The 10,455-nt window shown below is 70.3% G+C and carries 10 protein-coding genes and 1 tRNA gene; 4 read left to right on the top strand and 7 right to left on the bottom strand.

What is annotated here, in order from left to right; all coding sequences use genetic code 11:
• Positions 1-431 precede the first annotated feature (431 nt).
• The gene (locus tag GSF22_RS24260; protein WP_244454026.1) at positions 432-827 is read right to left on the bottom strand and encodes a cyclic-phosphate processing receiver domain-containing protein; all 396 of its coding nucleotides are present in this window, start codon (positions 825-827) and stop codon (positions 432-434) included.
• A gap of 422 nt (positions 828-1,249) precedes the next feature.
• Here GSF22_RS24260 and GSF22_RS24265 point away from each other — a divergent pair, with 422 nt between their 5' ends.
• Both GSF22_RS24265 and GSF22_RS24270 read left to right on the top strand, forming a co-directional pair.
• Positions 1,250-1,447: an excisionase family DNA-binding protein gene (locus GSF22_RS24265; protein WP_208816044.1), complete on the top strand. Its 198-nt coding sequence runs from the start codon at positions 1,250-1,252 to the stop codon at positions 1,445-1,447.
• Positions 1,447-2,664 carry a tyrosine-type recombinase/integrase gene (locus tag GSF22_RS24270; protein ID WP_208816045.1) on the top strand — a complete coding sequence of 406 codons (1,218 nt, stop codon included), beginning with the start codon at positions 1,447-1,449 and terminating at the stop codon, positions 2,662-2,664. The genes GSF22_RS24265 and GSF22_RS24270 overlap by 1 nt, the downstream gene beginning before the upstream one ends.
• A 71-nt stretch (positions 2,665-2,735) precedes the next feature.
• On the opposite strand, the gene GSF22_RS24275 is transcribed toward GSF22_RS24270, so the two are convergent.
• A tRNA-Pro gene (locus tag GSF22_RS24275) sits at positions 2,736-2,812 on the bottom strand.
• A 118-nt stretch (positions 2,813-2,930) separates the two neighbouring features.
• Positions 2,931-3,824, bottom strand: a complete 894-nt coding sequence (locus GSF22_RS24280; protein WP_208816046.1) for a metallophosphoesterase — start codon at positions 3,822-3,824, stop codon at positions 2,931-2,933.
• A 25-nt stretch (positions 3,825-3,849) separates the two neighbouring features.
• Here GSF22_RS24280 and GSF22_RS24285 point away from each other — a divergent pair, with 25 nt between their 5' ends.
• Entirely contained in the window at positions 3,850-4,305 is a 456-nt protein-coding gene (locus GSF22_RS24285) for a GatB/YqeY domain-containing protein (protein WP_208816047.1), read from the top strand.
• A gap of 111 nt (positions 4,306-4,416) precedes the next feature.
• Here GSF22_RS24285 and GSF22_RS24290 read toward each other — a convergent pair whose 3' ends face one another.
• A complete protein-coding gene (locus GSF22_RS24290; RefSeq protein WP_208816048.1) occupies positions 4,417-6,852 on the bottom strand; it encodes a penicillin-binding protein in 2,436 nt (811 codons plus the stop codon).
• A gap of 407 nt (positions 6,853-7,259) precedes the next feature.
• Here GSF22_RS24290 and GSF22_RS24295 point away from each other — a divergent pair, with 407 nt between their 5' ends.
• Positions 7,260-7,556 (top strand): WhiB family transcriptional regulator, encoded by a 297-nt coding sequence (locus GSF22_RS24295; RefSeq protein ID WP_208816049.1) that lies wholly within the window; start codon positions 7,260-7,262, stop codon positions 7,554-7,556.
• Here the strand turns inward: GSF22_RS24295 and GSF22_RS24300 are convergent.
• The 3 genes from GSF22_RS24300 to GSF22_RS24310 are packed head-to-tail and all read right to left on the bottom strand — an operon-like array spanning position 7,543 to position 10,339.
• Complete coding sequence (locus tag GSF22_RS24300; RefSeq protein WP_208816050.1) at positions 7,543-8,718, bottom strand: ArsA family ATPase; 1,176 nt, start codon at positions 8,716-8,718, stop codon at positions 7,543-7,545. The two genes, GSF22_RS24295 and GSF22_RS24300, sit on opposite strands and share 14 nt — an antisense overlap.
• A gap of 53 nt (positions 8,719-8,771) precedes the next feature.
• Positions 8,772-9,743, bottom strand: coding sequence for an ArsA family ATPase (locus GSF22_RS24305; protein WP_208816051.1), 972 nt, complete (start codon positions 9,741-9,743; stop codon positions 8,772-8,774).
• Positions 9,744-9,769: 26 nt separating this feature from the next.
• A complete protein-coding gene (locus tag GSF22_RS24310; RefSeq protein ID WP_439957801.1) occupies positions 9,770-10,339 on the bottom strand; it encodes an Rv0361 family membrane protein in 570 nt (189 codons plus the stop codon).
• Positions 10,340-10,455 lie beyond the last annotated feature (116 nt).

A 10,455-nucleotide genomic window follows, 5' to 3' on the forward strand; every position in this document is an offset into this window, starting at 1 on the left:
CCACCCACGGACCGCAAGCCGCCGACGGCCCCCGGCCATCCTGGAGCCGGAGCGCCCCCGCCGGAGGCGCCGTAACCGCAACCCCGCGACCCGCCGCCAGCTCGCCGACGCGGCCGGCGTGCGCTCCCCTGCGCCGCGCGGGCTCGTGGCCGCGCGGCCCGGCCGGCTGCCGGCCCACCGTCACCCGGTCAACGCTGCTGTCGTGCTGCGGCGGCCCACCGGGCTCCCCGCTGTTCGCGCCAGCCGCCGGGCGTTCTGCGTGGCCGGAGCGGAGCGGCAGCGGAGTGCAGGCCGCGCGCCCTGGCGGCTGGCGCGTGCGGCCCGTTCAGGGCCGCCTTGATAGATGTACAGAAAGTCTTCCCACACTGGCCCGGCGGCCGGCTGTCCGGACTCCCGGCTGCCGGAGTCACGAGCGGTTGGCAGGACCGCTGCTACTCGGCCTCGGCCTGATAGCCGACGTGTGGTGACCCGGCCGCCGGCCGAACGTGGTAACCCCAGCGTCGCAGTGCCTGCGTCATCTTTGCCGCCCCGGCAGGATTCGCTGAGTGGATGTACACCACGCCGATGTCGAATGGCTGGCCCTCGAACGCAGCTTGTTCCAGTCTCTCGACGACCGGCCAGATGGTGTCGTCCTCGCCCAGGTCGTGGTCGAGCCACAGTTCGTCTAACCGGTGGCCGCGATACCGATCCAAAGCTTCGATTCCCGCCTTGCTCGTGCGCGCCACCTGCGCCACCCGGCCATCCGTGAACGAGCGCAGGTCGTCGACCAGCACGATTCGTCGATGCTTTCCGGTCACCACGTCGCCATCCTTCGCGTCGCGGCCCAGCAACGCCACTGGGATTGGCACCGCCATTCGATAGGCCACAGCCGGTTGACGTGTCGGTACCCGGTGCTACTCTGGCGCTCGTCGAGCACGCCAGCACGGTTCTCTGGCCGGATTGCTGGTCTCGGCGTGGAGTTGCCGAGCGGCCTTCCTGCCGCTGGACGCGGGTCATATCCCGCCGGCTCTCGATCGCACCGGCCGCTGTGCCGGTCTCCGGAATCCACTGAGCGGCCCAGCAACGGCCTTACCCGCCGTCCATGATGGTCTGGATTCGCGTACTCCGTCGGCACGCTGGCCTTCGTCGGCTCCGGTTGGCTCACCGACGGTGATGCCCTGCTCGCCAACACCGCCGCCGCCCAGCACCGGGAACGCAGCCGTATCGGCCGGGAAGAACTCGCCCACGAGACGTGGTCGGGGGTGGCGGCATGACCCGGCACCTCACCCCGCGTTGGTACTCGCCCGCCGAGGTCGCGCTCCTGCTCGGCTTCGGCCTGTCCAAGGTCAAGATGAAGATCGCCACCGGCGAACTGCGTTCCATCAAGGACGGCAAGTACCGCCGCATCCTGCCCGAATGGGTCGACGACTACATCCGCGACCAGGTCGAACGGCAGGAGGCCGCCTGATGCCCGCCCGCGCACGCGCCAACGGCGAAGGCTCCATCTACGCCTACCGCAACGGCTTCGCCGCCTACGCCTGGGTCACCAAACCCGACGGCAAGCGCACCCGCAAGTACGTCTACGGACCGACCCGAGAAACCGTCCACGACAAGTGGATCAAACTGCACCAGCAGGCCAGGGCCGGTCCGGTCGCCACCCGCGTACCGACCCTGGGTGACTACCTGACCTACTGGCACCGGGAGGTGGTGCGCCCCAACCTCGCTCCGCTGACCTGCGCCACCTACGAGACGATCCTCCGGTTGTACGTGATCCCCGGCCTCGGCGGGAAGCGGCTCGACCGGCTCCAGGTGCGCGACGTGCAGACCTGGATCAACGAGGTGGCCCGGACCTGCCAGTGCTGTGCCCAGGGCAAGGACGACCGCCGCCCGGAGCTGAAACGGCGATGCTGCGCGCTCGGCCGGTGCTGCGGCGACACACCGTCCGCCCGCACCGTCAAGGACGTCTGGGGCGTGCTGCGCTCGGCGCTCAACCACGCCGCCACCGAAGAACTGGTCACCCGTAACGCCGCCGCCCTGGTCAAGCTCCCACCGGTCCGCCGCCGTAGGGGCAGAGCGTGGAGCAGCGACGAGGCGCGTCGCTCTTTGGAGTCCGCGCGGTCCGACCGCGATCCGCTCTACGCCGCGTACGTGCTGATTCTGGTCCTCGGCCTGCGTAAGGGTGAGGTGCTCGGCCTCACCGAGGACGCCGTGGATCTGGCGGCGGGGGAGTTGTCGATCGGCTGGCAGTTGCAGCGGGTAGGCGGCCAACTGCTGCACCGGGAGACCAAGACGCAGACCTCGGACGCCATGCTTCCGCTGCCGGACATCTGTGCGGCGGCGCTCGGCCTGCGCCAGCAGGCGAGGAAGAACGACCGCGATCAGGCGGGGATCGCCTGGCAGGGCTCGCGGCTGCTGTTCACCACCCGGTATGGAACCCCGGTGGAGCCGCGCAACTTCAACCGTTTCTGGGACGCCCGCTGCGCCCGTGCCGGGGTCCGGAAGATCACCGTGCACGACGCCCGGCGTACCTGCGCGACGCTCCTCGTCGACTTGGACGTGCACCCGCGCGTCATCATGCAGGTGCTCCGGCACGCCGAAGTCTCAGTCACGATGGAGATCTATTCACAGGCGTCCTCGGACGCCACCCGCGACGCACTCAAGCGCCTCGGCGAGAGTCTGCGCTGACGCGCTGCTGTACTCGATTGCTGTACCAACGCACAGAGGGCACATCCGTCGATAGGATGTGCCCTCTTACCTGGTCGGGGTGGCCGGATTCGAACCGACGACCTCTTCGTCCCGAACGAAGCGCGCTACCAAGCTGCGCCACACCCCGTGGCGTGCCGGGTAATAGTAGCCCACCCGCTCCGATGGTCAAACCGGGTACCCCCGCCTCCCGTGCCGGACGGGACCGGCCCCCGCCCAGTGCGGGGACCGGACGACGAAAGCCCAGGTCAGCGCGGGATCAGGGTGAGCAGCGAGGCTTCCGGACGGCAGGCGAACCGGACCGGGGCGGTCGGGTGGGTACCCAGTCCGGCCGTGACGTGCAGCCAGGATTCCGAGCCGGGCCAGCGGTGCAGCCCCTTGGCCATGTGCCGGGGCAGGTCGCAGTTGGTGACCAGGGCGCCGACCCCGGGTACGCAGACCTGCCCGCCGTGGGTGTGCCCGGCCAGCAGCAGGTCGAAGCCGTCGCCGGCCATCGCGTCGAGGATCCGGGGCTCCGGGGAGTGGGTCAACCCGATCGACAGGTCGGCCTGGGCGGAGACCGGACCGGCCACGCTGGGGTAGTCGTCCTGCTCGATGTGCGGGTCGTCGACGCCGACCAGTTCGACCAGTCGCCCACCGGCCTTGACCGAGGTACGGGCGTTGTTCAGGTCGGCCCAGCCGGCGGCGATCAGGACCTCCCGCAACTCCTCGAAGGGCAGCGCGACGCCCTCGGTGTACTCCCGGTCGGGCAGGAAGTAGCTGAACGGGTTCTTCCAGACCGGGCCGGTGTAGTCGTTGGAGCCGAACACGAAGGCGCCCGGGTAGTCGAGCAGCGGCTGCAAGGCTCGCAGCACCCCCGGTACCGCCTCGGGGTGGGCCATGTTGTCCCCGGTCACGACGACCAGGTCGGGGTCGGTGGCGGCCAGCGAGGCGACCCAGTCCTGCTTGCGGGTCTGTCCGGGGGTCATGTGCAGGTCCGACAGGTGCAGCACGCGCAGCGGCTCGGTGTCGGTGGCGAGCACCGGTACGTCGTACCGGCGCAGGGTGAACAGGTTGCGCTCGATGAGCGACGCGTACGCCAGGGTGGCCGCCCCGGCGGCGACCGTTCCTGCGGCGAGCCGGAATAGTGTGCGCTTTCGCATGCCGATCAGGGTAGTTTGACCGACCATGAGCACGCTGAAGGACCGGCTGACCGCCGACATGCGCGCCGCCCTGAAGGCCCGCGACGAGTTGACCACCTCGACCCTGCGGATGGCGCTGGCCGCCATCGGTACCGCCGAGGTCGCCGGCAAGGCCAAGCGGGACCTCTCCGACGACGAGGTACTGGCCGTGCTGACCAAGGAGGCGAAGAAGCGTCGCGAGGCGGCGACCGCGTTCGCCGACGCCGGCCGGACCGAGCAGGCGGCGAAGGAGAACGCCGAGGGGGAGGTGCTCGACCGGTACCTGCCGAAGCAGCTCGGCGACGACGAGCTGGCCGAACTGGTCGCGGGGGCGCTCGCCGCCGGCGGGTTCACCGGGAAGGCCCAGATGGGCCCGGCCATGAAGGCGGCCCAGGCTGCGGTGGCCGGCCGGGCCGAGGGTGGTCGGGTGGCTGCCGAGGTACGCCGGCAGCTCGGCGTCTGACCGTCGGAGCGGCTGCCCGGGGGGCCAGTGGTGGCGCCGGTTGCGGCGTACCGGAGACGAAACAGCGGGCGGGTACCGGAAGGTACCCGCCCGCTGTCGTTGTCGCTCAGATCAGCCGTTGGGGCGGCCCGGCGGGCGGCCGGGGCCGGTGCCGGTACCCGGGTTGCCGCCGGTGTTGCCACCCGTGTCCCCGCCGGCCGCTCCGGAACTCAGCTCCAGGACGACCAGGCCGCCCTTGACGGCCCGACCCTCCGGGCTGGTCCGGGCGACGGTGCCGGCCGGGCAGGAGGAGGCGACCTTGGTGTTGTCGACGGCGACCTCGAAGCCGGCGCCCTTGATCCGGGACCGGGCGGTCTCCACCGACTGGCACTTGACGTCCGGGATCGGCCGCTGGTCGCCGGTGATGGACTTGCCGTTCGGCGCCACGAAGTCGATTTTCTCCTTGCCCTTCATGGCGTCCCGTAGGGTCTCGTAGACCGGGGCGTTGATGCCGCCCTTCTCGTTGTGACCCATCTTCTGGTTGGTCTGCGGCCAGTCCGGGTCGGCCATGATGCCGGCCACCGAGAGCTGCTTGGTCATCGCCACCAGCGAGGCGCTCTTCTCCGAGTCGGTGGTACCGCTCTTGCCGGCCACCGGGTGCCCGACGACACCCCGCACGTTCGGAGCGGTCCGCCCCCTGCACTGCGAGGTCTTGGAGTTGTCACCGACCGGGCAGCGGGCGGCGTCCACGGCGGCGCGGGCCACCTCGGTCGCCACGACCTGCTTGCAGCGCGGGTTGGCGATGTCCAGCTTCTTGCCGTCCTGGTCGCGGATCTCCTGCACCGGGATCGGCTCGCAGTACTTGCCGTCGGCGGCCAGGGTGGCGTACGCGTTGGCCAGCTCCATCGGGGTGGTCTGCGAGACGCCCAGGGTGAACGCGCCCCACTGGTGGGCGCCCTTCTCCAGGTCGAGGTCCTCCTGGGTACGGAAGGTGATGCCCAGCTTCTTGGCGGCGGCGACCACGTTCTCCGCGCCGACCCGCTGCTGGAGCGGGACGAAGTAGGTGTTCACCGAGGAGCCGAACGCCGACCACATGTTGTGCGGGCCGACCATGCTGTCGCTGGCGTTGGTCGGGCAGTAGAAGTGGGTGCCCGCGCAGGCCGCCGGGCTGCCCCGCTGGATGATGTACTCCGACTTGAACTGCTTCTCGGAGTTGATCGTGTACTGGAGCGGGATGCCCTTCTCCAGCGCGGCCACGATGGTGAAGATCTTGAACGTCGAGCCCGCCTGGTAGCCCTTGATGTCCCCACCACCGGTGAGCAGCGGGTTGGTGGTGTTCGGGACGGTGCCCCGGAGCTTCTTGGCCCGCTTCCTCGGGTCGCTGGAGAGCTTGTTCTGCGGCTTCTCCGGGTTGTCGAGCTTGAAGACCCGGTTCACCGCCAGGGCCCGGACCCGGCCGGTACCCGGCTCCACCCCGGCGACCATCGCGGCCTTGGTGCTGCTGACCGGCTGCGACCGCAGCACCGCCTTCTGGGCACCGCGCTGCGCCTGCACGTCGAGCGAGGTCACGATGTGGTAGCCGCCGCTCTTGAGCCGCCGCTCCCGGTCGTACGTGGTGGCGCCGAACGCCTCCTGCGACATCCACCAGCGGTAGAAGTAGTCGCAGAAGAAGCCCCAGTTGTCCTTCTTGTTGGTGTCGACGCAGCCGTTGGGGGCCCGCTTGCCCTTCACCACCAGCGGGGCTGCCGTCGCGGCGGCGGCCTCCGCCGGCGTGACCGTACCCAGCTCGACCATGTTCTTGATGATGTAGTTGCGCCGGTCCAGGGCCTGCGGCTTGCCGCTCACCGTCGTCGGGTCGAAGGCGGTCGGGGCCTTCACCATGCCGGCGAGCAGGGCCGCCTCCTCCAGCTTCAGATCCTTCGGGTGCTTGCCGAAGTAGGTCTGGCTGGCGGCGAAGATGCCGTACGCGCCGTTGCCGAAGGCGGCGATGTTGAGGTACCGCTCCAGGATCTCGTCCTTGGACAGATCCCGGTCGATCTGCATCGCGTACCGCATCTCCTTGAGCTTGCGGGCCGGGGTGTCCTCGGTGGCGGCGACCACGTCCTGCGGGTGGTCCGCCGAGTAGGAGATGGCCAGGCGGACGTACTGCATGGTCAGGGTGGAGGCACCCTGCTGGGAGGCGGCACCCGAGCTGTTGTTGACGAAGGCCCGGGCGATGCCCTTCATGTCGACGCCGTTGTGCTTGTAGAAGTCGTGGTCCTCGGCCGCGATGATTGCCTTCTGCATCAGCGGCGAGACGTCCTTGAGCTTCACGTCGCGGCGGTTCTCGTCGTACATCGTCGCGAGCGGGGTCTTGCCGTCCGACGCGTACAGGTAGCTGATCTGCGGAGCCTTCTTCACAGTCAGCTCGCTGGGCAGCTTGTCGAACGTCTCCGCGCCGGCCTTCGCGGCCAGCCCGGACATCGCCACTGCGGGGAAGGCGGCCGCCGCGACCACCACGCCGGCCAGTAGGCCACACACAAGTAGCGATGCGGCGTTGGTCAGCACATTGTGGTCACGCTTCCGCATCCAGGTCACCTCGTCAGGGTACGTGAGTCGACAACGAGGAGCGCTCCGGCGTTCTTTCCCCATTTCCTGCCGGCGCTGGCCTCGTTGTGCTAAACGCACGACCCCTGGCACGGGGTTGCGTGGACCTGACGACGAGTCTCCCGCAGCTGGCGGGCCGCCGCAGCGTTTTCACGAACCACGGCCGGGTAAGCGGCGCGAGCTTCGGCAGGAAGTCGGGAGTGTCCGGAATGATGGATTTGGCCGACAACGTTGCGTAATCGACTGACTACGGAGCATGATGAGAGCGGCGACAAGCCGCATGTCGTCCGATTCACCTTGGGGTAGGTGGACCCGGACGACCGGGGGGTTACTGCCGACGGATCGGCACGGAGTCGGTAAAGCGGGACTGCAAGGGGGGACGTGTACAGATGGGCATGATCACTGACTGGCCGACACTGGCGGCATGTCAGAACGGTGACCCTGATGCCTTGTTCGTACAGGGCGCGGAACAGAACGTGGCGAAGCGGATCTGCCGCAGTTGCCCGGTGCGGTACGAGTGCCTGGCCGACGCACTCGACAACCGCATCGAGTTCGGGGTGTGGGGTGGCATGACCGAGCGGGAGCGCCGGGCACTGCTGCGCCGGCATCCCAACGTGCCGAGTTGGCGGAAGATGTTCGAGGCCGCGATGAAGAACAAGGACAAAGCCCTCGTCACGGCCGGCTGATCGCCACGCCTATCGCCCGCAGCCCGTCGACGTCGTGGACGTCGGCGGGCTGCGCCGTCACCGCCACCACCGGCACCTGCGGGTACGCGTCGGTGAACGTCGCCGCCACCCGCTGCTCGCGTACCGCCTGCTGGAGTAGGGCCGCATGGGCCCGCAACGCCTCGACGGTGGCCTCGTGCCCACCCAACGTGGTCAGCCGCTCGGCGGCGGCCAGGCTGGTCTCCGCGTCGGGTGAGTCGACCGCCGGCCGGTGCACCCGGTTGAGCACCAGCCCGGCCAGCGGCATCCGCTCCTCGCCGAGCCGGCCCGCGAAGTAGGCGGCCTCCCGGACCGCATCCGGCTCCGGCGCCGCGACCAGCAGGAACGCCGTCTCCCTGGCCTGGAGGATCCGGTACGTCTGCTCGGCGCGCTGCCGGAACCCACCGAACATCGAGTCCAGCGCGGCGACGAACCCGGACAGGTCCGTGAGCAACTGCGCGCCGAGCACCTTCTGCACCACCCGGGAGAACATCCCGAACGACGCGGTCACCAGGCTGAACATGCTCCGCCCGCCGGTGCGGGCCGGGGCCAGCAGCAGCCGCAGCATCCGACCGTCGAGGAACCGGGACAACCGGGCCGGGGCGTCCAGGAAGTCCAGCGCCGAGCGGGACGGCGGAGTGTCCACCACGATCAGGTCCCACTCGCCCCGGGCGTGCAACTGCCCGAGCTTCTCCATCGCCATGTACTCCTGCGTGCCCGCGAAGGTGGAGGACATCGCCTGGTAGAACGGGTTGGCGAAGATCTCGGCGGCCCGCTCCGGGTCGGTGTGCGCGAGCACCACGTCGTCGAAGGTCCGCTTCATGTCCAGCATCATGGCGTGCAGCTCACCGCCGCTGGCCTCGACGTCGATCCCCTTGACCTGGCGGGGCGTGTTGTCCAGCTCGGTCAGACCGAGGGACTGGGCGAGCCGGCGGGCCGGGTCGATGGTGAGCACCACCGTGCGTCGGCCGTGGTGCTCGGCGGCCCGGAGCGCGAGCGCCGCCGCCGTTGTCGTCTTGCCCACGCCACCCGCGCCGCAGCAGACCACGATCCGTACGCCGGGGTCGGCGAGGATCTGGTCGACATCGAGCCGCGGTGCGGCGCTATCCGAAGACACGAAACGAGCGTATCGGGACGGCGACACTCTCCGCCGGTTGCTGGGGTGCAGGTGTGAGTGAATCGGCGCGGACGGACCCGTCACACCGAGGCGAGCACCCCGGCGAGTACGTCCAGGCCGGCCCGGTCCACCCCGTCCGGCAGCAGCGGCAGCTCGACCAGGGGACGGCCCAGTTCCCGCAGCTCCGTACGGAGCGAATCCTCCAACGCCCGGCGGACCGCCGCGTCCCGGGCCTCGGTGTGCAGCCCGGTCACGGTGGCCCGGTCGGCGGGCAGGCCGGCGGCGACCAGCCCCCGCCGCAGCTCCGCCTGCGAGACCCGGTCGGTCACCAGCGGCCCCCGGGCCGCGTTGACGATCACCCGGCCGACCGGGAACCGCAGGGCGGTCAGCTCCTCGATCGCGTCGACCGTCTCCTGGACCGGCATCTCCTCCAGCAGGGTGACCACGTGCACGGCGGTCATCGGCGAGCGCAGCAACGCCGCCACACCCTCGCTCTGGCTCTTGATCGGGCCGACCTTCGCCAGCCGGGCGGTCTCCGCGGTGACGTTCAGGAACCGGCCGATCCGGCCGGTCGGCGGCGCGTCCAGCACCACGGCGTCGTACGTCCGGTGCTTGCCGCTGGTCCGGGTGGTGGCCTCCTTCACCTTGCCGGTGAGCAGCACGTCCCGCAGCCCGGGGGCGATCGTGGTGGCGAAGTCGATCGCCCCGAACTTGCGCAGCGCCCGCCCGGCCGCACCCAGTTTGTAGAACATGTCGAGGTATTCGAGGAGGGCCTCCTCGGCGTCCACCGCCAGGGCGCGCACCTCACCACCACCGGGGACGGTGACCAGGCGGCGTTCCTCGTACGGCAGGGGACCGGTGCCGAAGAGCTGGGCGATCCCCTGCCGCCCCTCCACCTCCACGAGGAGGGTGCGCCGCCCGTCGGCGGCCAGCGCCAGCGCCAGCGCGGCGGCCACGCTGGTCTTCCCCGTGCCGCCCTTGCCGGTCACCACATGGAGGCGGGCCGGCCATCCCGTACCGGCCGGGTCGGCCGGCCCCTCGTCTGCTCGCACCCGTCGAGCGTAACCAGCGGAGCCGGTCAGGCGACCTCGCAGACCCACCAGCCGCTCGACTGCACCACGGTGAACTTCAGATCCTGCCGGGAGACCTTCTCGTCGCCGGTGGCCATCGTCACCTTCGTCGAGACGACGGCCCGCTCGGCGTTCTGGTCGTCGACCTTCGGGACCGACCAGCTGAAGCGGGGGTTCTTGTACGTGGTGGCGAGGTCCCTGACCTCCTTGACCCGCTTGGCGATGGCCTTGTCGTCGCGGGCGGCCGGGCAGACCAGCGCGGCGGCCTGCTTGGCGTCCTGGTCGGTGTAGACCGCGGTCAGGAAGCCGATCACCGCCTCGGTCGGGCTCGGCGCGCCCTCGCCGGTCTCGGCGTTGCGCAGCACCAGGAAGGCGGCGGTACCGCCACCGCCGCAGAGCAGCAGGGCCACCGCGAGCACGATCGACGCGATGAGCAGGCCGCGCTTCTTCTTCACCGGGGCCGGTGCGCCATACGGCGGCTGGCCGGGTGCGGGGAACGCGGGGCCGCCGGGCGGCGGGAAACCCGGCTGGCCGGGTGCCGGGTAACCGGGTGGCCCGGACATGGGTGGCCCGGACATGGGTGGCCCGGACATGGGTGGCCCGCCGAACGGTGCACCGGATGCCGGCGGCCCGGACATCGGCGGCCCGCTGAACGGTGCACCGGACACCGGCGGGCCCGACACCGGGGGTGGGG

It is taken from the genome of Micromonospora echinofusca, assembly GCF_017614955.1.
Classification (GTDB): domain Bacteria; phylum Actinomycetota; class Actinomycetes; order Mycobacteriales; family Micromonosporaceae; genus Micromonospora; species Micromonospora echinofusca_A.